This window comes from Sorangium sp. So ce185, from assembly GCF_051526825.1.
In the GTDB taxonomy this organism is placed as follows: domain Bacteria; phylum Myxococcota_A; class Polyangia; order Polyangiales; family Polyangiaceae; genus Sorangium; species Sorangium cellulosum_D.
The window spans coordinates 11,999,534-12,020,366 of sequence record NZ_CP150316.1 but is presented as its reverse complement, the minus strand read 5'-3'; the positions used below and the strand labels follow the sequence as shown (position 1 = coordinate 12,020,366).

Here is a 20,833-nt window from a genome sequence, read left to right as displayed (position 1 = left end):
CTGCCAACGGAAGGTGCCAATGTCGGCCCTGTCTAGCACTCAACGTAGCGGTCGGAAACACGCGGGCGGCGCGGCGCGCAGGGGCGGCGAGGCGGTCCGCCCGACCCGCGAGGCCGGATCCACCCCCTCCGCCTCAGCGCGAGCCGCCTCCCGGGAGCCTCGGCGGGGCGCTTCTTTCGGGCGCGCCGCTCGCCGCCGCGCGCTGCATGCACAGCTTCAGGCCAGCGCGGAGGTTTCCCACGGTCGCGATGCCCGACAGGTCGAGCCCGAGGGAGACCATGGTCTGCGCCACGTTGGCTCGGATGCCCGTGATGACCCCCTCGGCGCCGAGGAGCCGGATGGCGCGGACGAGCTCGATGAGGTAGCTCGCCGTCTTCGTGTCGACGACCTCGACGCCGGTGAGGTCGAGGATCGCGAAGCGGGCCTGCTTGTCCACGATGGCGGCCAGGAGGTCGTCCATCACGTCGGCGGCCCTCGTGCTGTCGACGACGCCGACCATCGGGAGGGTCAGCACGCTGTCCCAGACCTCGATGATGGGCGTCGACAGGTCGCGGATCACCTGCTGCTGGCGCTCGATCAGCTCGAGCCGCGATTTCAGCTCGTCTTCCCTGAGCTTCGCCTCCGTGGCGTCGACCGTGAAGCTGACGGCGCCGTCGGGCTCCCCGCGGGCGTCGCGGAGCGGGACGACGCACGTCTCCCAGGCCATCCCGAACGCCTCGACGCGGGTGCGGACGAGCTCGCCCCGGACCGCTCTTCGCATCGGCTCCATGTCCATCGGAGCGGGAGGCTCGTCGAACACGTTCATTCCGACGAACTGGCCTGGCGTCAGGCCGAGGGCCTTCAGGTTCTTGCCCTCGTGAAAGGTGCAGAACCCGTCTCGATCCATCCGGGTCACGGCCGTGTCCACGTTGTCGAGGATGGCCCGGAGGATGACGTCGCTCTCCCTCAGCCGCTCGACGGCCTTCTCCTGCTCCGTGACCTCCAGCCCGAAGCAGAGCAGCCGAATCGGCGCGCCGCCGTCGTCGAGCACCGGCGCGAGTCGCCACTCGCACACGACGGCGCGCCCGTCCTTGCGGGTGTGGGCGCAGCGGATCGGGGCGCCCGGCTGCTCGAGCGAGCGCCGGAAGGCCTCTGCGTCCGGTCCGGTCACGATCGTGTCCGTGAGGCGGCGGCCCACCGCTTCGTCAGCGGTAATTCCAAAGATGCGTTCCGCCTCGCCGTTCCACGCGTCGATCTCGAGATCGCCGAGGTCCCCCGCGCACTCGATCACCGCGAAAGGCGCGCTGCGGACTGCCCTCATGGTGCTCGCGGGGAGCCCTGGGGATGGGGGAGCGATCGGTGTGCTCGTCATCGTTGGTCCTCAAGCTAACGTGGGCCGGCGGTCGGTGTCGAGGGCGACCGACGAGCGGCCGGCGAGGGACGAGAGGGGTGAGCCGAGCGTGTGAGGTGAAGTTCGATCGCGGCGTCGCCGGGCCGGTGGGATCCGGTGTGCTGTTCACCGCCGTGCGGAGAGCTCCCTTACGCTTGCCGAGGTGTTGGGCGGGATCGGCTTGGCGAGAGGACCCCGGCGCGGTGGGGGTGCCTGCGAGGAAGCGGGCTGCGCGGCGCGGGTTCTGCCGGGGGAGGAGAGGCGAGGGCGGGGGAGGCGCCGCGACCTGCGGGCGGCGCCGCAACCTGGGTCGGGTCGCTGCGCCGCAGCGGTTCCCCTGGGGGCGTCTGCGGATCGCGGCTCCCTGTGGTAGCCTGCCGGCCGTTCCGCCCTGCGATGCAGGCGCTTCCGGCGGTGGTCCGGGCTGCTCGTGGAGACGGGGATCATGACGGCGCGCATCCGACTTTACGACGCAGGACTGGGGGTCATCATCCAGCACCCGAGCGGAGTGCTCTATACGAACCAGACCTGTCGTGTTTGCTGCGCGCAGCCGGAGATGGAGGGGGTCTTCGTCCCGTTCGACGCCAAGCGCAAGGTCCTAGCGCGTGTATCCTGTACAGACGCAACGCCACAATGGGCTGCCGTACCGGCTGTTAAAAATCCGAACGCGCAGCATCGAATGGAATCGTCGGCTTCTGTGCTGGCTGGAAAATTTTGCGTCCTGGTCGGTTATCACCGGCGTGAGGCGGACTACGCTGAGCGGTGGTTGGCGCCGCCGCGCGAGCGAACTGCGCTGATCGATCGGAAGACGCAACCACCGGAGTCTGCGCCGCTGATATTGATTCGGGAACGTGCGCCACTGATATTGGTTCGGGAGTCTGCGCCACTGGTGTTGGTTCGTATGACGACACGGGGTCCAACGAAGGCAGCTCCGGCACGCCCTGAGGCGGATCGAGGCTCGCGCAGTCGGTGAATCTGGCAGACACATACTTTTGCGCATCGACCAATGACTCGCCTGGTCTCGCGAACTGGAACTGGTTCCTGATCTTCGTTCCAACCAGACGATGTTTCTCGGCGGAGCTCAGTGATGCCAACAAATGCTCCTTGTCGGGAAGCACCTTCGGCGTCACCGTCAAAACAGCCCCAAGTGCCCCAACGATCGCTGCTGCCTTCCTGCGTGAGTTACTGTTGAGGAAGCCGGCGAGAGCGCTTCCCGTCGCGGAGATGACTGCGCCAGTGATCATGAAGATGCTCGACCACATGACGACGTTGTCGACTCTCGATCGAAAGTACGTGACGTTATCGTTGCAGGCCTTCTCCTGCTCCTCGAGCCCGTCATCCTCCGGTTCCGCGAAGACGTCGTGAACGGCAGAGATGGACGCCGCCATCACCGCAGCGGCGAGCGCTGCCCTCAAACGCGATCCCATGGCCTTACCCCCTTCCTGCGATCTCATGGCCCCACATGTGATCGCGGATGTGCCATTGTCTCTTATCACAGGGCACGTCGCTGGCACAGGGCGGAATTTTGCTGCTGTGCCTAACGAGCCCCGACGCCTCGTGGATGCCTTCGCGGTCCGCCTCTGCGCCGAGGGCTGCATCCACGTGGAGCTGCGGCCCGCGGGGGGACACCGAACCCGAGCTGAGGGCCGCACAGGCCGCGGGTGCGTCCAGGGCGCCCTCGCATGACGCCCTCCGCCGGCATGCCGCGCTGGTTGCTCGCGGCTGCCGGTGCGCGGCGACGACGGCGGCTGGCCCTCCTCCATGCCGGATAAAGAACGAAGCCGGCGCTCCGTCCCGGATCTGTCTCGACGGGACGACTCCAGACGTCGACCGCGCGCAAGGCAGCCTGGCGCCGCCTGCTCACCGGAAGCTCACCTCGACGGCATCCGTCGCGCGGCATCTACGACATGCTCCGGGTCGCTGATGACCGGGAGACACCCGGCGCTCGTCGCGCCGATGCTGGGCGTCGGTCCCCGCGGGGCGATGGGGGAGCGAGATGGGGGGACCGCGCGCCTCGACCGGCCGGTGCGGGGACGGCGCCTGCTCCTCGGCGATGCGGTGCGGAGCCGCGAGCGCAGCCTCCTGACATCGGCTTGGAGACCCGGAGCGCTCCACCTCGTCACTTGGGTCCGAATCCCGAACCAAGCTCAGAAGTCCTGCAGACGCGCGCCTCGATCACATCGTAAACGCAGTGCACGCGCGCCGGGTAGAAATCGCGTCCCACCAGCCCAGAAAGCCTCTCGCCGGCCTCGTTCCATTCGCGCTTCCCATCCTCCGCGGAAGGATCATCCACGAGCGCGTCGCTCAGCTGTTCTTCGGTCAACATGGCGGGACAATCGGCGGGCATCGTGGCCAGGGCGGCATCCAGCGTCGTCACCTCGTGGACGATGGTATGGCCGTAAAGCAACCCCTCGGCGTCGCATGCGATCGGATAACCAGTTCTTTCGTCCGAAAAGCGCTTGGATTCCGCCCAGAGGTCGTCGCGCCCGGTCTCTTGAACCAAGGCGAGGCGCAGCGTTCTGGACTGCAGACTGTCGTCCTCCACGATGCTCGCGTCGTCAGCGCAGTGGTACTCGAGAGGAGAGCCCTCGACGCGGTACCAGCAAACCGTCCACGGTCGGTCGGCGAGCTCCCCGAAGCCAGCATTCCTCTCGTTGAACGTGACCGAAATGTCGTATTCGTAGTGCGGCGTGGCGGCCTCCTCCACTTCTTGAACCGAAGGGCAGCTGAGGTCCGCCCGGACTGCGTATCGTAATTGCTCCTCCGAAGGACACGGATGTTCTGCGCCGCATGCTGAAATTGCGATCGCAAATCCAGCATGCAGCGCGAACAAGGCCCGTGAGCAGCTCGACACCACGGCCGAGGGGCGAGACATGGACCGCATCGAATCGATTCTAAGCATTGGCATCGTCATCTCCGCAAACCTGAAAAATGAGAACAAAATGCTTTGAGGATGTCAAGGGCGAGGCACCATGCCCGGTTCAGAGTAACCACCCAGCCATCGCCATGGGCGAGACTCCTTGCGGCCCTATCGCCATCGTCGGGCGACTCGTAGGACGGCCCGCGGACGAGGCCGACCCGTTCGTCCGCTCTCTGCTCGACCTCACGCGTGACGTGCACGACGTGTGAGGGGATCGCCGCGCCGCGGTGAAAAATCGCGCGATCGTCTCCGGCAGGGGAGGACCGTCGACCGTCGTGACCGGCTCCGCGACGCGATGCGCCGAGCAAGAACGCGCCGCCGAGCCCCTGGTGACGCGCTTCGTGAGCACGGATCGCAAAGAGCTGTATTTGCAGACGCATCCGCGGGTGCGGGACCTGAACGGCGAGGTCATCTACACCCCTTCCACGCCGGCCAACTCGGTCGAAGACACGTTGCTGCTCGACGCGGACGACGACGGCGCGCTCGACATCGTCGTCGCTCAGCAGGAAGGGCTCGTCTTCCTCCACAACCAGGGCGGCGGCGCCTTCGAGCCCCCGAGGACGATCGCCGGGCCGACCACGTTCTCCTCGAGCGCCGTGGATCATGACGGGGATGGCGTCCTCGACCTCGTCGGGCTCGGGTACGACAGCAAGATCCTCGTCTACCGGGGGGACGGCGACGGCGGCTACGAGCTCACCCACGATCTGCCGGCCGGCGTGTTCATGTCCGGCATCGTCACCGGCGACGTGACCGGGGACGGGCGCCCGGACGCGGTGATCGGGATGGACGGCGTGGGCGCGGGCGTCGCGGTTTTTCCGCACGACGCCGAGCGCGGGTTCGACACGTCCGGGCAGCAGGTCTTCTTCGAGACCACGCCGCCGAGTTCGGGCGTCTCGTTCGTCTCCGTCGCGGTGGGCGACGTGAACAACGACGGACGCCAGGACGTCGCCGCCGTCACGCACGAGCACAGCGACGGGCCGATGCGGGTCTGGATCCTGCTGCAAGACGACCTCGGCAAGCTGACGGCGCCGCAGCCGCTGCTCACCATCGATGACCCCCAGGTTTTCGCCTCCGGAGGCCTGCAGATCGCGGATCTGAACCTCGATGGGCGGAGCGATCTCGTCGTGGTCAGCCCAAACACCGCCGAGATGTGGTCGTTCCTGCAGACCGCGGAGGGCACGTTCGAAGGCCAGCCGGCGCCATTCCCCGGCACCTCCCGGGACATCGACGGCTTCGGCATCGGCATCACCGATTTCGACTGCAACGGGTGTCCTGACGTCGTGGGCGTCCAGGTCGACGGTCTGGTCGTCTTCCGCGGTCGCGGCTGCGCGACGGCGCCCTGAGCGCTGCCGCGCGCGCACGACCGCGAGGAGCGAGGGACGTCTTCGACGCCCGCGAACGGTCCGTCCGCCGCTCCGGGGCACGTTCACGCCAACTTATTGAAATAATTTATGTTTCCGGCGCATCGAGGCGGCGCCGCGCTCCGGGTATGACGTCAACGGGCATGTGGGGCACGATGGTATCGGAGCGCCGGAAGGCGTTTGGACGCGCTACCCTCCTACCTTGCTACCCCCTCTCCGCGACGGCGTTCGGCGCGCGCGCGAGGGTCGATCGGCGCTAAGGTCGCGCTCATGACGTCCACCGTGACCCGCAACACGGGCTCCACCATCAAGTACGCCGTCATTACGGTGGTGCTCGCCGGCCTCTCATTCCTCTGTTTCCGCGCGATGATCGGCCGCTCCGGTTTCCTGTGGGCGCTCTGCCTCGTCGGCGGCATCGGGCTCGCGGTGTTCGCGCTCGGGGCGCTCCTCGCCGCCAAGGACCTGGCCGGCACCGCGACGTGCCCGCGCTGCCAGGCGGCGCTCGCGGAGATCGAGCTCAACCACACCGACGAGCCGGCGTTCTGCGACAAGTGCCAGGCCGCGTACCTCGTCGACAAGCGCGTCCTCACCGTGCTCGCCGACGACTACGTCCACCCGACGCCGGTCTTTTCGGCGCCGGTGGCGGGCCAGACGATCAGCTGGCCGGAAGGCTGCTGCTTGTGCGCGAGGCCGGCGACTCGCGGCGTCGAGGCGAAGGCGCACGACGGCCAGACCGGGACCAACGTGGCCGTCGCCGCGGCCGGGCTCGCGCTCGGGGGCATCGCGGTGCGCACCGGCGGCGGCACGACGTACACGCTGCGCATCCCGCACTGCGCCGAGCACGACGACGGCGCGAAGGTCGAGATCCAGAGCGGCAACGATCCGCCGCTGCAGATCCGCTTTCGCTCCTACGCCTACCAGCGCCGCTTCCTCGCGCTGAACCCGAAGCCGGCCAAGGCCGCGTAGCTCCGCTTCAGCCCATCGCGAGGAGCGCCTTTTGGCGCCCGCGCGCCCGCGCGCGAGCTCCTCGTGCACGATGTGAAGGGCCAGCCTTCGCTGGCCCCTCGTCTGCGGCTCGCGCGACGTGGCTACTGCGCCAGACGAACGAGCTTCACGCTGTCCACGGTGACGGCCGCGGTCCCTGCGTTGCCGACGTTGATGTCGAGGAGCGCCGCGGAATCCTGCGGGACGTTCGGGAGCTCGAACGCGTAGACGACCCACGCGGGGCCCGCCGCCGCGGTCACGCGACCGTAGCTCGCCCAGTTGTTGTCGCTGTTGCCGTTGCGTCCCAGGTTCACCACGAACGTGCGCACGTCGTCCGCCTTGGCACGGAACGTCAGCAGGTAGCGCCCCGCCTGCGACAGGTTGACCGTGGTGCGAGCCTGGATGTGCCACATGTCGGAGCCGGGCTGCTGCACGTTGATGCGCATCTGGCGGCCGGTGAAGTCCGCCCATGCCGAGGCGCCGTTCCAGTTGAGGAGCTGCCAGCCGCTGCTGCTCTGGCTCCCCGCGAGCGAGGTGTTTGTCACATTGTCGAAAGAGCAGTTGGTCACGAGGTTGCGAGGATCGCGGCAGGCGTCGATCAGGCTGACCTTCTCGTGGACCACGCCGCCCAGGAGGCCCGAAAAGGCGCGCCAGCCGAGCGACAGGTCATCGCCGACGAGGCCGATGGGATCGATGCCGCCGTACCCGGAGTTGGAGCTGTTGACGCTCTTGTAGAAGTCGCGGATCAGGCCGGTCTCGTAGGCCCACTGGCCCGACGTGGCGTCGCGCTTGTAGAGCGAGAGGCCCTCGTCTCCACCGCTGACCGTGCTGGCCAGCGTGTCGCCGTGAAGCGCCAGGTGCACGTGAGGGTGGTCCGTCGCCAGCGATTGGCTCGCCGTGATCGTGCCGTCGGCCGCCACCCGGTAAAACGAGAGGTGCTGCTGCGGCATGACGTCGTTGACGAGGTACGTCGCGCCGGACGTGACAGCCAAGTTCCCGGAGGCCATGGCGAGGCTCCGCCCGAAGGCGCCGCTCGAGAAATAGCCGCTCGCGAGGGCCACGGCGTTCCAGGTGACGTCGCTGGCATTCCTGCGGAAGATGCGGACCGAGCCGAGCTCGGCCCCGGCCTCGCCGCCGTCGGACCACGGCGATCCGACCGCGACGAGGTCGCCGTCGATCGCGACCGCGGCGCCGGTGAAGCGCTCGTCCGGCTCGTTGAGGAAGTGCTCGAGGACCCACGTGTCGTTCGAGGAGTTGTAGCGGTAGATCTCGAGCACGCTGTGTCGCTTGTAGCCGATCACGAGGTAATCGTCGGACAGGGCGAGCGCGATGTCCTTGAAGCTGCTGAGCGCGGGGTAGCTGAGCGGGATGCGGGTGAGCGCGTGGCTGATGTTCTGGCCGTTCTCGCGCACCGCGCCGTTGCAGTTTCGCTGACCGCCGACCAGGGGGCACTCCGCCCATGAGCCGTTGGTCTTCCGGGCGATGAACACGGAGTTCGCGTGCGGCGAGGTGGAAGGGTTCGGGCCTCGCGTCGCGAACGCGAGGAAGCGGCTCGAGATGGCGAGCTGGCTCCCGGCCTGGAGGCTGAACTGGGCGACCCCCGGGAACTGGTAAACGCGCTCGGGCGTGGCGCTCGTACCGTTCATCAAGTAGACGGCCCCCTGCATCGTGCTGGGGAACGTGGGCTCTGCCTCCCCGCTGATCTTCACGTGCTCCTGGAGCGCGCCCACCAGCGTGTAGGTCCCTGCCCGCGCCAGGGTCGTCCCGGCCTCGGGATAATCGGTGTTGCCGTGCGGCGTGGGCTTACCCACGACCACGCCGGCCGACGCTTGAGCGGCGACCAGACCGACACAACCAGCGAGCACCCCGGCGAGACTTCGGACCTTGATCTTCCTGGAAACGAAACTCATGAATCAACCTTCTTCTTTGAAACGAGGAAAGCGCCGGCTCAGGCTCGCGCACACGGGAAGCGTGCGTCGCGAGCCCAAGCTGCGTCGATCCTCTCCGTCACTACATCCGTGAATCGCCGCGTCGCACCGACGCGGGGAGAAGCCGCTCGCGCCGACCGCGCGCTCCGCGGGCCGCTTCCGTGGGTGAAAGACGGGCGCGCGCGCCGCGGAGCTGGCTTAAAAGGCGCCGACTTCGCCGAGCAGCGCCCCGTCCTCGAGCAGGTACACATGGCCTCGAGGGGTCGACTCGCCCGCCTCCCAGCGCGATTCGACGGAGAGGTCGAAGGCGCCGCCGCACCCCGTGCAACCGTCTCCGGAGCCACCGCCGGTGTACACGTCCGGGAACGGGTTCTCGTCGAAGACGAACGACAGGCGAAGGCGCGCGGCCCCGTCGTCGCCCCGATAGAGCGCCCCGCGCTGCTCGTGGTGGAGGATGCCGTCGGCGCTCGATAGACGCCCGATCACGAGGATCTGCAGATACGCGTCGTCACACTCGCCGCTGCGGTCGACGTACCCCACGGCCGGTGAGCTCTCGATGTCGGCGACGAGCGACCAGCTCACGGCGCTCATCATCCCGTTGGCCCATGCCACGTCGAAGCTCCCGGCCCGGCCTGTCGCGTCGAGGGCATCCTGGCCGCTCACACCGAGGGGCGTCGGGTCGGTGAGGCCATGCTCCACGGCCGGACCAGCCGCCAGCGGAAGGGAGTCACAGGGATCGGAGCCGACCTCCCCCGTCTGTCCCCCGGCGTGCGAGCACCCCATGAGCAGCCCCGCCAAGAGCCAGCAAGCGAGTCGTACGTTCATCGAAATCTCCGCTCCCATTTGCCGCAGCGAACGAGCCAGCGCAAGCGCCGCGTAGCGCAGCCACGCATTATTCTATCGCTCCGATGTGCTACCATCGATGCAGATATGCGATACAAGAGGTCGCAATATGATGAAATCGCAAGGGATTTCTGCCGTGCGCTCCGCGGCCGGCGCTCGCAGCGGCAGCTGAGCGTCCGGCTCGGGTACGGCACGAACGTCGCCTTCGGCTGGGAGTCCGGGCGGCGCTTTCCCACGCTCCCCACCCTGCTGCGCGTCGCGGCCTACAACGGCGTTGACGTCCATCGCGAGCTCTCGGGCTTCGTACGCCAGGAGTCGGCCTTCGGCGCCGACGTCGCCGTCTCCGACCCGGCCCTCACGGCCACCTTCTTTCAGGTCATCAAGGGAGGGCTGAGCAACGCGGAGATCGGCGCCCGTATCGGGCGCAGCGCGTCCCAGGTGTCGCGCTTCATCGCGGGCGCGTCCCAGCCCCGGCTCCCCGATGCGCTGGCCCTCGTCGACGCGACCACCGAGCGGCTCCTCGACTTCCTCGCCCTCTTCGTGCATCCGGGGCAGTTGCCCTCGGTGGCGCGCGACTTCCGCGTGCTCGAGGAGCGCCGGCGGATAGCGACGGAGCTACCCTGGTCTCACGCCGTCCTGCGCGTCCTCGAGCTCGCGAGCTACGCGGCCCTCCCCCGCCATGACGACGCCTGGGTCGCCGCGCGCCTCGGGCTCCCGAACGACGAGGTGCGTGCGTGCCGCGAAGCCCTGTCGCGTGCGGGCCTGATCCGGTTGCGCGAAGGGCGGTACGCCACCACGGCCGAGACGGTCGACATGACCCGCGGCGCCGCCGAACCGCGACAACGACTGAAATCGCACTGGCTCGACGTCGCCGCGAACCGGCAGCGTCGCGGCGATCCGGGGCTGTATTCCTACAACCTCGTCAGCGTCGCGCGCCGCGACCTCGAGCGTCTGCGGGCCTTGCACGTGCGGTATTTCCACGAGCTTCGTCAGATCGTGTCGGATTCGCGCGAGCCCGATTGCGTCGCGCTGGTGGCGATGCAGCTCTTCGAGCTGGGCGCGTGAGGCACGAGCCGGGGCGCGCCCTTCCCCCTGGGCATGTCGACGGCGATCCGCCGCCGGAGAGCGTTCGTGACAGCGGCTGGCTCACGACGCGGAGACGATGCCGAGCGGCGCGCGAGCGCGGCGCGGGGACGAGACGAGCGGCAACAGATCCTCGCCCACGCGCACCGCCTCTTCGAGGTTCGGATACCCGGAGAGGATGAAGGTATCGATGCCGAGCGCCTCGTACTCGGCGATGCGCTCGGCCACCTGCCGATGGCTCCCGACGAGCGCCGTGCCGGCGCCGCCGCGCACGAGCGACACGCCCGCCCAGAGGTTCGGCGACACCTCGAGCTCGCGTACGCCGAGCTTCTTGCCTGCGTGCAGCGAGAGCATGCGCGCCTGACCCACCGACTCCATCGAGCCGAGCCCGCGCTGCGCCTCTTCGATCGCGCCGGGCGGGATGCCGTCGAGCAGCCGCTTCGCCTCGCGCCAGGCGTCCTCTTCGGTGTCGCGCGTGACGACGTGGACGCGCAGCCCGAAGCGGATCGTGCGGCCGAGGCCCTCCGCGCGGCGGCGCACCGAGGCGATGCGATCGCGCACCATGCTCGGCGTCTCGCCCCACAGCAGATAGACGTCCGCGTGCTTGGCAGCCACGCGCTCTGCGGCCTCGGAGGCGCCGCCGAAGTAGATGGTGGGACGCACGGCGAGCGGCTCCACGAGCCCGCCGTTCTCGACGCGGAAGTGCGCGCCTTCGTGGTTCACGCCGGGTCCGCCGAACGCCTTGTCGACAACGTCCAAGAACTCGGCGGTCCGGTCGTAGCGCGCGTCGTGATCGAGGAAGTCGCCGTACGCCCGCTGCTCCTTCGCGCTCCCGCCGGTCACGACGTTGAGCAGGAGACGATCGCCCGTGATGCGCTGCATGGTGGCGACGCTCTGCGCGGCTACAGCCGGGTACATCTGCCCGGGCCGGAACGCGACCAAGAGCTTCAAGCGACGCGTGTGCTGCGCGACCGCCGCGGCCACGAGCCACGCATCCTCGCAGCGCGAGCCCGTGGGGATGAGCGCCGCGAGGAAGCCCGCGCGCTCCGCCGCGAGCGCGACTTGCGTCAAGTAAGCGATGTCCGGCGCTCGCTGGCGCTGCGCTTCGGCCTCGAGGTGGTGTGCGCTGCCGATCAAGTCGCGACCGTCGCCGTGCGTCGGCAGGTACCAAAGAAAGTCGCTGCTCACTGGAGTCTCCTAGCCGCGCCTCCATGCCATAACGACCTCTCGTTCGGATCTTCGTGGATGGTCGCTCATGGATGTCCTCGCGTTCGCGCGTAGGCGCGGGCGCGACCGCCGTGCGGCCGCGCCGCACGCTGCAAGCGGCGTGCCCGGGGGCGGAGCCACGGGCGCGCCGGCCGGGAGCAAGGCATCTCTCCTCCCCTGCAACGGGGCTGTGCTGCGAGAGCAGCACTGGACCGCCCGCGCTGCGGAAGCGTTGCTGCCAGGGCACCACCCGGCCGCGGCCAGCCCGCCGCTCGACGGTCGTCCTCCCGCTGGCCGTGCGATGAGTCCATGGTGAATGTCTCCCCGCGGTGCTTGGGTGCGCTGATCGTCAATAGGGCGTGCCGTCTTTGCGCTGGAACTGCCACTTGCCGTCGGCCCCCATGACGGCCTTCAGATCATCGTCCGGGTACGACCCGGAATCACCGGGCAGGCGATCCCCGATCTCCAGGTATACGACGTCCTCCGACGACCGGTTCACCAGATGGTGCCCGTCGGGATCTCCCCCCTTGAACCCCATGCACATGCCAGGGTCGAGCGTTGTCTCTCCGGCATCGGTGATGAGCGTGGGATGACCCGAAAGAATGTAGATGAGCTCGTCTTGGACCGAATGCCAGTGACGCAGCGCCGACATCGCGCCCGGCTTCAACGTCGTGCGATTCACGCCAAAGCTCCTGAGCCCGAATACATCGCCCAGGGGCTGCTTCTGCCGGCCGGCGACGCGCGAGGCAAACGGCTCGGGGTAGTTGGACGGCTTCGCTCGGGGCGGAACATCCGAGGCGATCACTGGACCTGACTTCGTCACGTGCTTTCTCCTTCCTTGCGTATTCAGTCGCGCGTCGCTCTGAAAGCGTCGCCTGCAAGCATTCGTTATGGCCGATGCGCTTCATACTGTGAGAGCAGCGTGCAGATCTGCGCTCGCTCTTCATCGGATACTTCGCTCGTCGAGTCGTCCGCGATGCCCTTCAGTAAGTAGAGCTCTGTCTCGTCCCTGATGGCTCCCCGTTTCAAGACTGCTCGATACTTCGACCAGTACCGCCTCCTGACTTCCGAGAAGGTAAGCAATCCATTCGCTGCGAGAGCGGCGTCCGCTCGACGGATGTCTTCGCCGCTCAAATGTCCGTATTGCTCCACGATGTCATGGATGGCCTGCTTCAGGCCTTGCAGGGCCTTCGAAGGGCCGAGCTTCTCGGCGATTTGCTCCAAGGCGTTGGCAGGATGGCGTGGATCGTCCAGCGGCATGAAGCTGGGGAACAGGTGGCGCTCCCAAAAGTCGAAGAATCCCCTCAACTCTTGCCACTCGCGTTGCCTCTCCGGTGACATTTGACGAGCCACGGTCATCGCCTCTCGCGGGTAGTGCGACTTGCGGGTGTGCTTGCGGCGCGGGGCGGGGTCAGTGCCAGCCGCTCGTCAGACTGTATACTCGGGCTCGCTTTCATAGTCCAGCGGCTCCTCCTGAACATGGCGAAGCCATTGAGCGAGCTGGGGCGCGTAGTGCACGTAGCCGAGATCGCCGCACAGTACACCCGTTGCGGCCATCGGCAACGTCTCCTCCAGCCACCTTTGGAGCGCGGCCACGGAGGGCATCCGCGGTGAGCGCGCGTGCTTGGTGTAACCTTCGACGTCGCCGTACAAGGAGAAGTAGACGTCGTGGACGGCGTATTCGACGGTCCCGTCGCTCCTCGCATGCCGCATCACGCGGGGCTGGTAGTACTGGCCCGAAGCCTCGACGCGCAGCTCGGTAGCACGGCCCCGCGCCACGGACGCAGCGGCATGGTGCGCTGCCGACGCTCGCACGTCGGCCAGCCGTTCATACCATGCGGCGCCCCGCTCCAGCGTACCTCGTGACGACGCGCGCCAAAGGCTGAGCGCCTCCTCGAGCAGCTTCGCGGCAGATTCCATGCCGCCGGCGCTCGCCTCGAGCTCGGCACGGCGCGCGAGCCGCGCTGCGAGCTCGTCCGGTGAAGCGCGATCCTCTCGCAGCAGGTCGATCAGACGACCGTAGAGCGTGGACGCCTCTGCCCACCGCTCCCGGCCGCAGAGGTAGTCGGCGATCGACTCGAAGGCGCGTACGCGCTCCGCGCCATCGGCCTCCGCCTCCGCGCAACGGATGGCCTGTCGAGCGAGCTCGTCAGCGCGCGTCGGGTCGTCTCGATGGTTCCATCGAGCATCATCCAGCAGCGCCTTCCATGCCATGTTTCACCAAATCACCGGTACCAGCCCAACGCGCCAGTAAGAATGCGGCGCACGCGCTGCGCTCAGTGCGCCTTGGACACCCATGCTTCCAGTTGCGCCCGCTTTCGAGGAGCCATGTTCAGAGCGGGGTTCGCGAGCGCTTCGCGAGCCAGGGGCCCCACCTTTGCTGCAATATCGTATATCCACGTGCTTCCGCCGCCGTCGGCATCACCAAGCGCCACCGAAACAATCTCGGTGGCGAGCCGCAGGCGCTCGATCTCGCCCGAGCGGAACAGCTCGCACAGACGCCACGGAGCGATGGGAATACCAGCGAGGACGTTCGCGGCGACGTGCCAACGAATGCGCCCAGTGCTGGCTGCGTCGAGAAGAGCGGCCTCCGCGCTCGGCGATCTGATGCGCGCGAGCCCGCAGGCGGCACCTTCGCGAGACGCCTGCTTCGGGGCGTCGCGGACGAGCGTGCAGAGGTCCGAGAGAGCATGTTCTCCAAGGATCTTCGCAAGCGCGGGGCCAGCGTAGCTCTCGGCGAGCATCCCGGGTGCGCTCAACAGAATCTCGCGAACCAAGGCGTAGCCAACCTCGTGGCCGATGCAGCCGAGAAGATGCGCGACCAACCAGGGTGGGGCCTCCCCGGCGCGATAGGCGTCCACAAGAGCGCCGGCCGCGCCGGCATCGGGCGCACGTCGCTCAAGCTCTGCCGCGACGTGCTTGAACCTGCCATGATCCGCGAGCGCGGCGGCAACGAGCTTGGTGGACGTGTCTGACATCAAGGATTCACCTTCGTCTGCTCGCTGCCGCGCCATGCCCGTGCAATGAACACCCTTGGCGCCGCGAGCGGGCATGGCCCGCCCGCCGGATCCAATTCGATGTTCGGCGGCTCTCTCATGTCGCCGAATCTTCGAGCGCCTGCTCGTAGATCCCTCGCAGGTGCGGAGATGGCCATTTGTGGTTGTATTCGTCCAAGTACATGAGCAGCTCCCTCTCTGCGCCGTCGCGCCAGCGGCAAAGGAGGTCCGGGATCTCGTGTATGGCTTCCCAGAGGTCGTTGACCCGTCGCCGGTAGACCTCCTCGTGAAGCGTCCAGTTGCGCGTCGTGTACGATGCCACGTAGAGAACCCGTAGGGCCGCGCGCAGGGTCGGCTCTGGCGCCATTCTTCTCATCATGCGTCCGCCTGCGTCCCCTCGAGAGAAGCCGTCGTGCTCGCTTCGGATCGGAGCGGCCGCTCGGATGAACAGCTGGTCCCATCGGCCGCCTGCTGCAATCGATGCCGACTCATCGAGAGAGCGACCGGAAGGTGAGGCTGATCCGCGGGCCCGCGGCCTCGACGGCGAGGACCGCATGTTGCCACCCCTCCTGGACGCTGGCGCGCATGATCAGGAGCGAGCCAGGCGCCAGGGCCATGTCGTGCCGCTCTCCCCGGCGAGAGCGCCGGCGGAAGGTGAGGACGCGAGGCGCGCCCAGCGACACGATCGAGGTCGTCGTCCCGGCGGCGACGCCGGCGCTGGAGTCCGAGTGAAAGCCCATCTTCGCCGCCCCATCGGCGTAGAAGTTGGCGAGGCAGTTGTTGATCCCGTGCCCCGCCACGCCGGCGATGCGGGCCGCGAGCTCCTGCACGAAGGGCGGCATCTCGCAGTCCGGGTAGGAGATGCCCGAGTAGTTGTACGCCACCCCGCACGAGGCGGTTCGGCGTGAATGCATCCGGTCGTCCCACGCGAGGCTCCGCTCCGCCATGTCGAACAGGGCTGTCGGATCGGCGACGAACCCCGCCAGGTACTGAGCTTCTAGGTCTTCCGGCATGAGTCGCTGCGATGGAGCCAGCCGTCGACGCCGTGGAGGTGGCGCGCCCTACGGCTCTCCGCTTTATCTTAACCTTGAAACGGCAGATGGAGGACGGCTCGCGCGGCTGGCACACCGCGATGAAAATCGCCTCCGCGCGCGCCGGCCGCTCGGCGCAGGCGAGGGACGCGCGCTCCGTCCACGCTCTACGCTCCACGCTTCTCGCGACATCCCCGCCGGCCGGGGACCTCCAGAAATTGGGCGGCGCCGCGAGAATTCTGCTAGGGGGGGGCTCATGATCATCGCGCTCACCGGACAGAAGGGTGGGATCGGCAAGAGCACCACGGCCGTGAGCCTCGCCGTCGCCGCGCTGGCGAAGGGCCGGCGCGTGCTCCTCGTCGACGCCGATCCCCAGGGGACCGTCCGTACGTGGGGCGACGTGGCCGCCGAGGCGGGGCACGAGACCCCGACCGTCATGGCCATGGGCGCCTCGATGCACAAGCCGGGGCAGCTGCCGGACGTCGCCGCCGCGTACGACCTCACGGTCATCGATTGCCCCCCGCGTCACGGCGAGATCGCGCGGTCGGCGCTGATGGTCGCCGACGTCGCCATCTACCCTTGCGGCCCCACGGCCGCGGACGCCTGGGCCCTCACCGCCGCGATCGAGGTGTTCCGCGAGGCCGCGGCGCTGCGGAGCGCGCTCAAGGGCTGCATCCTCATCACGCGCAAGCAGGGCCGCACAGCCCTCGGCAAAACGGCGCGCGCGGTGCTCGAGACGTCGGGCCTGCCGGTGCTCGCCACGGAGCTCGGCTATCGCATCGCCTACCAGGAGTCCCTCGCCTGCGGGCAAGGGGTGACGGGCTACGCGCCGCGGGACGCCGCGGCCAAAGAGATCACCCACCTTCTCGAAGAACTGGAGAAGCTTCATCATGGCGAAAAAGCAAGTCGCGGTCTCGCTAAGAAAGCCGCCGTCGCCTGAAAAGGTCGACGCGTTCGTCGCGGGCGGCGAGGGCGGCGCGCCGGCCCCCGACGCGGTGAAGTCGAGGCCCGCCGCCGACAGGCGAGCGCACGACGACAAGACGGCCGAGGCGAAGCAGGAGCGCGCGCCGGAAGCGCGGGCGCCCGAAGCGCCGCCGAGCGCCGAGCCGCCGTCGTCCGTCGCCCCGCCGCCGCCGCAGGCCGGCGCGGCCGCCGAGCCGCAGCCGCTCGCCACCACCTCGGAGCCGCCGGCCGTCCCGCCGGTGCTCGTCGGCAACGACGGCCGCGCGCGGCGCGCGGTCACGGTCTACCTGCCCGACCCGCTCGCGGACCGGTTGCTGCTCCACTGCATCGAGCACGACCGCGACGTGAGCAACCTGGTCGGCGAGGCGGTCGAGGTGCACCTCGACAAGCGCCTCGGGCCGGCGCCGGTGTCCGCCGCCCCCGCCGGCGGCGGCGCGGCCGCCGCGCACGAGGCCGCGCCGCCGGGCCCGAGCTACCGCGCCGAGCCGTTCCGCGCGGCGGACACCCGCCCGACAGGGCGCGTCGGCCGGATGGTCCAGGTCGGGCGGGTGCTGATGACCCTGTGGCGGCAGCGGCCCAGGGCGAGCTGACGCGCGCGCCCGGACCCGCCGCGCGACTCCCCCGCTCGAACTCGAACGAACCCCTGCGCCGACCCTGAACGAACCCCGGCGCGCCGCCGCTCCGGGGTGGCCGGACGGCCCTTGGCAGGCGCGCGGGGGGGAAAACAAGGATCTTCCTGTCTACCCGCTATCTCGAATCGGCAGTGAGCCTCTCCGGTCCAAACAGGCCATCCGCGGTTCTGCCGAGTCCCAGCGCACAGCCCGCGTCCGCCCTCCAGACGGCATGACGCGCGTCGCGCCGCGGGCGCGGTCGCACAGGCCGCTCCGCCGGCGCGGCCGCGGAAAAGCGCTCTGCCGCGCGCGCGCCGGCCGCTCGCCGCCAGACGCGGTGAGCGCTATCACCGCGCTGTCGTGAGCGCGCCGCGCCCGCCGGGCCGACGCCGCGACTTCCGGGGGGGACGTTGACATTCATGGGGTGAGCGGGCAGGCTCTGAGTCGCCGCGACGCCGCGCGAGAAGCGCACTGCTCCCGCCGCCGAGCGCGCCGTGGCTCCAGCGTCACGGGGCCGTTCGCCGCGGCGGCGATTGACCACCAGGACGAGCGATGACCCAGCATGTTCGGGACGAGGGGACGACCGCGCGTGGGCTCAACCAGAAGGAGGCGCAGGTCACGTCGGACGCCGGGCGCTCCGTCCACGCGATGTTCATGGAGGCGCCCACCGCCATCGCGGTGTTCCGCGGCCCCGACTGGGTGATCGATTTCACGAACCGGCTCGCGCAGCGGCTCTTCCGCGACCGCACCACCGTGGGCAGGCACCTCTTCCAGTGCGCCCCGGAGCTCGCCGGCTCCCAGGTGGCCGAGCTGCTCGAGCGGGCCTACGGCTCGGGCCAGCCCGCCGCCGCGTGCGAGCTCCTCATCCTGCTCGACCGCGGCGCCGGCGACGGGGCGCTCGCCGAGGGCTATTTCAACGTGACGCTGCAGCCCATCCCGGCCGGCGCCGGCGGGGCGCACAGCGTGGTGCTCTTCGCGGTCGAGGTCACCGACCAGGTGCTCGCGCGGCGCCGCATCGAGCAGCTCGCCGAGCAGCTCGAGCACGAGCGCCACAAGCTGGAGCAGGTCATCCAGCAGATGCCCCACGCGGTGTACATCGCGGAGGCCCCCTCGGGGCACCTCGTGATGGGCAACGCCCAGGGCGCCGCGCAGCTGGGCCGCCCCTTCGTCGCGTCGGAGGACGTCGAGGCGTACAGCGCGGCCTACCGCGGCTTCCACGGGGACGGCCGCCCCTACGCGCCGCACGAGTGGCCGCTCGCGCGCGCGGTCCTGAGCGGCGAGCTCGTCCGGGCCGAGCCGGTGGAGATGCTGCGCGCCGACGGCACCCGCGCCATCATCGAGTACAGCGCCGCGCCCATCCGCGACGGCTCGGGGCAGATCGTGGCCGGCGTCGCGGTGGGCGTCGACGCGACGGAGCGGATCCGCGCCCTGCGCGAGGAGCAGCGCCGCAGCGAGCAGCTCAAGGGGCTCGCCGAGGCGTCGCTCGCCGTCAACTCGGCGACGTCGCTCGACCGGATGCTCGCGGAGATCACCGAGCGGGCGCGCGCGCTCATCGGAGCGCACCAGTCGGTCATCAGCATGACCGACGACCAGAACTGGGCGCACGCCATCAACGCCGTCAGCCTCTCGGACAAGTACGCCGCGTACCGCGGCTACGACGCGAGGAGCGACGGGAGCGGGATCTACACGCTGGTCTGCGAGACCAACAAGCCGCGCCGCATGACGCAGGCCGAGCTCGAGGCGCACCCGGCGTGGCGGGGCTTCAGCGGCGAGGCGGCGCGCCACCCGCCGATGCGCGGCTGGCTCGCGGCGCCGCTCATCGGCCGCGACGGCAGGAACCTCGGGCTCGTCCAGCTCTCGGACAAGGAGGAGGGGGAGTTCAGCGGCGACGACGAGTCGATCCTGGTGCAGCTCGCGCAGCTCGCCAGCGTGGCCATCGAGAACGCGCGGCTGCGCGAGGAGGCGCTCGCGGCCGAGAAGCGCTTCCGCTCCATGGTCGAGGCGACCGCGGTCGTCGTCTGGCGGACCGATCCGCGCGGCCACGTCGTGGAGGACTCCCCGTCCTGGCGCGGCTTCACCGGGCAGCGCTACGAGGAGTGGGTCGACTACGGCTGGCTCGACGCCGTCCACCCCGACGACCGCGCGCGGGCGAACGCCGCGTGGCGAGGGGCCGTCGCGTCGAAGACCCGGTACGAGGTGGAGTACCGGCTGCGCCGGCGCGACGGCTCGTGGGCCGACACCGTCGCGCGCGGCGTCCCGCTGATCGCGGACGACGGCTCGATCTACGAGTGGGTCGGCTGCAACGTCGACGTGAGCGACATCCGGCGCGCCGAGGAGGCGTTCCGGGTCCAGCACCGGCTCGTGCGCACCATCGCCGAGAACGCGACGCTCGGCCTGTTCATGATGGATGCGCACCAGCGCTGCACCTTCATGAACCCGGCGGCCGAGAAGATCACCGGCTTCACGTTCGACGAGATCCGGGCGCTCGATCGCCCCCTGCACGAGATCGTGCACCACACGCGGCCGGACGGCAGCCGCTATCCCATGGAGGAGTGCCCGATCGACCGGGCGCTGCCGCGCAAGAGCCAGGAGCAGGGAGAGGACGTCTTCGTCCGCAAGGACGGCTCCTTCTACCACGTGGCCTTCACCGCGAGCCCGATCCTCGACGGCGACGTCCCCGTGGGCACGGTCATCGAGATCCGCGACATCACCGAGCAGAAGCGCGCCGAGGCGGAGCGCGAGCGCCTCATCGCCGCGCTGGAGCGGAGCAACAAGGAGCTCGACCAGTTCGCGTACGTGGCCAGCCACGACCTGAAGGCGCCCCTCCGCGGCATCGCGAACCTGGCGCAGTGGATCGAGGAGGACCTCTCGGGGACGCTCGAGGGCGAGTCGCGCGAGCACATGAGCCTGCTGCGCGGCCGCGTCCGCCGGATGGAGGCGCTCATCGACGGGATCCTCGACTACAGCCGCGCCGGCCGGGTGCGGCACGCGGTGGAGCCGGTCGACGTGGGCCAGATCCTCGCGGACGTCGTCGAGCTGATCGCGCCGCCGTCCGAGGCGAGCGTCGAGGTCGCGCCGGGGCTGCCGGTGCTGCGGACCGAGCGGATCCCGCTGCAGCAGGTGTTCATGAACCTCGTCAGCAACGCGCTCAAGCACGCGCGGCGCGCCGACGCGCGCGTGCGGATCGGGCACCGCGACGCCGGCCTGCTCCACGAGTTCTTCGTCGAGGACAACGGGCCAGGCATCGCCCCGGAGTTTCACGAGCGCGTCTGGGGCCTCTTCCAGACGCTCGAGGCGCGCGACAAGGTGGAGGGCACGGGAATCGGGCTGTCCGTGGTGAAGAAGATCGTCGAGAGCCGCGGCGGACGCATCTGGATCGAGTCCTCCCCAGGCCAGGGCGCGATCTTCCGCTTCACCTGGCAGAAGCGCGATCCGAGCGACTCCTGAAACGCGGCGCTCGCGCGGCAGAGCGCGAAAGCAGCAGGCTCAGCAGGTGTTCGGAACGCGTCATTGGAGTTGAACCCGACGGACCGGTGGT

18 protein-coding genes and 1 pseudogene are annotated in these 20,833 nt (G+C 69.2%); 7 read left to right on the top strand and 12 right to left on the bottom strand.

The features are described 5' to 3' along the window. Window positions 1–133: 133 nt before the first annotated feature. A complete protein-coding gene (locus WMF26_RS44320; protein WP_437997648.1) occupies window positions 134–1,300 on the bottom strand; it encodes a PAS domain-containing protein in 1,167 nt (388 codons plus the stop codon). Between the two features lie 514 nt (window positions 1,301–1,814). On the opposite strand from WMF26_RS44320, the pseudogene WMF26_RS44315 reads away from it, so the two are divergent. Then, window positions 1,815–1,970, top strand: a pseudogene (locus tag WMF26_RS44315) (DUF6210 family protein); the annotation flags it as partial. Window positions 1,971–2,022: 52 nt separating this feature from the next. On the opposite strand, the gene WMF26_RS44310 reads toward WMF26_RS44315, so the two are convergent. Then, window positions 2,023–2,796 carry a hypothetical protein gene (locus WMF26_RS44310; RefSeq protein WP_438002514.1) on the bottom strand — a complete coding sequence of 258 codons (774 nt, stop codon included), beginning with the start codon at window positions 2,794–2,796 and terminating at the stop codon, window positions 2,023–2,025. A gap of 692 nt (window positions 2,797–3,488) precedes the next feature. After that, the gene (locus tag WMF26_RS44305; RefSeq protein ID WP_437997647.1) at window positions 3,489–4,076 is read right to left on the bottom strand and encodes a hypothetical protein; all 588 of its coding nucleotides are present in this window, start codon (window positions 4,074–4,076) and stop codon (window positions 3,489–3,491) included. Between the two features lie 581 nt (window positions 4,077–4,657). Between WMF26_RS44305 and WMF26_RS44300 the strand changes: the two genes are divergently transcribed. Then, a complete protein-coding gene (locus WMF26_RS44300) occupies window positions 4,658–5,632 on the top strand; it encodes an FG-GAP repeat domain-containing protein (RefSeq protein ID WP_437997646.1) in 975 nt (324 codons plus the stop codon). Between the two features lie 288 nt (window positions 5,633–5,920). Then, window positions 5,921–6,616 (top strand): hypothetical protein, encoded by a 696-nt coding sequence (locus WMF26_RS44295; RefSeq protein WP_437997645.1) that lies wholly within the window; start codon window positions 5,921–5,923, stop codon window positions 6,614–6,616. Between the two features lie 122 nt (window positions 6,617–6,738). On the opposite strand, the gene WMF26_RS44290 is transcribed toward WMF26_RS44295, so the two are convergent. Both WMF26_RS44290 and WMF26_RS44285 read right to left on the bottom strand, forming a co-directional pair. Continuing rightward, window positions 6,739–8,544, bottom strand: coding sequence for a carbohydrate binding domain-containing protein (locus WMF26_RS44290; RefSeq protein ID WP_437997644.1), 1,806 nt, complete (start codon window positions 8,542–8,544; stop codon window positions 6,739–6,741). A 216-nt stretch (window positions 8,545–8,760) separates the two neighbouring features. Next, complete coding sequence (locus WMF26_RS44285; protein ID WP_437997643.1) at window positions 8,761–9,387, bottom strand: hypothetical protein; 627 nt, start codon at window positions 9,385–9,387, stop codon at window positions 8,761–8,763. An 18-nt stretch (window positions 9,388–9,405) separates the two neighbouring features. On the opposite strand from WMF26_RS44285, the gene WMF26_RS44280 reads away from it, so the two are divergent. Beyond that, window positions 9,406–10,470 (top strand): DUF4423 domain-containing protein, encoded by a 1,065-nt coding sequence (locus tag WMF26_RS44280; RefSeq protein ID WP_437997642.1) that lies wholly within the window; start codon window positions 9,406–9,408, stop codon window positions 10,468–10,470. A gap of 81 nt (window positions 10,471–10,551) precedes the next feature. Here the strand turns inward: WMF26_RS44280 and WMF26_RS44275 are convergent, their stop codons facing one another. The 7 genes from WMF26_RS44275 to WMF26_RS44245 form a co-directional block, all read right to left on the bottom strand. Beyond that, on the bottom strand, window positions 10,552–11,676 hold the full coding sequence (locus tag WMF26_RS44275) for an LLM class flavin-dependent oxidoreductase (protein WP_437997641.1): 1,125 nt from the start codon (window positions 11,674–11,676) through the stop codon (window positions 10,552–10,554). A 367-nt stretch (window positions 11,677–12,043) separates the two neighbouring features. Continuing rightward, window positions 12,044–12,517 carry a cupin domain-containing protein gene (locus WMF26_RS44270; protein WP_437997640.1) on the bottom strand — a complete coding sequence of 158 codons (474 nt, stop codon included), beginning with the start codon at window positions 12,515–12,517 and terminating at the stop codon, window positions 12,044–12,046. A gap of 65 nt (window positions 12,518–12,582) precedes the next feature. Then, complete coding sequence (locus WMF26_RS44265; RefSeq protein ID WP_437997639.1) at window positions 12,583–13,047, bottom strand: hypothetical protein; 465 nt, start codon at window positions 13,045–13,047, stop codon at window positions 12,583–12,585. Between the two features lie 75 nt (window positions 13,048–13,122). Next, a complete protein-coding gene (locus tag WMF26_RS44260) occupies window positions 13,123–13,908 on the bottom strand; it encodes a hypothetical protein (RefSeq protein WP_437997638.1) in 786 nt (261 codons plus the stop codon). A 62-nt stretch (window positions 13,909–13,970) separates the two neighbouring features. After that, window positions 13,971–14,672: a hypothetical protein gene (locus WMF26_RS44255; RefSeq protein WP_437997637.1), complete on the bottom strand. Its 702-nt coding sequence runs from the start codon at window positions 14,670–14,672 to the stop codon at window positions 13,971–13,973. 115 nt (window positions 14,673–14,787) lie between these two features. Beyond that, on the bottom strand, window positions 14,788–15,069 hold the full coding sequence (locus tag WMF26_RS44250; RefSeq protein WP_437997636.1) for a hypothetical protein: 282 nt from the start codon (window positions 15,067–15,069) through the stop codon (window positions 14,788–14,790). Between the two features lie 109 nt (window positions 15,070–15,178). Next, window positions 15,179–15,703, bottom strand: a complete 525-nt coding sequence (locus WMF26_RS44245) for an alpha-ketoglutarate-dependent dioxygenase AlkB (protein ID WP_437997635.1) — start codon at window positions 15,701–15,703, stop codon at window positions 15,179–15,181. A 274-nt stretch (window positions 15,704–15,977) separates the two neighbouring features. Here WMF26_RS44245 and parA point away from each other — a divergent pair, with 274 nt between their 5' ends. From parA to WMF26_RS44230, 3 genes are all read left to right on the top strand, one after another. After that, complete coding sequence (parA, locus tag WMF26_RS44240; RefSeq protein WP_061624607.1) at window positions 15,978–16,661, top strand: ParA family partition ATPase; 684 nt, start codon at window positions 15,978–15,980, stop codon at window positions 16,659–16,661. Then, complete coding sequence (locus WMF26_RS44235) at window positions 16,612–17,274, top strand: hypothetical protein (RefSeq protein ID WP_437997634.1); 663 nt, start codon at window positions 16,612–16,614, stop codon at window positions 17,272–17,274. The genes parA and WMF26_RS44235 overlap by 50 nt, the downstream gene beginning before the upstream one ends. 573 nt (window positions 17,275–17,847) lie before the next feature. After that, window positions 17,848–20,742, top strand: coding sequence for a PAS domain S-box protein (locus WMF26_RS44230; protein WP_437997633.1), 2,895 nt, complete (start codon window positions 17,848–17,850; stop codon window positions 20,740–20,742). The last annotated feature ends 91 nt before the right edge of the window (window positions 20,743–20,833 follow it).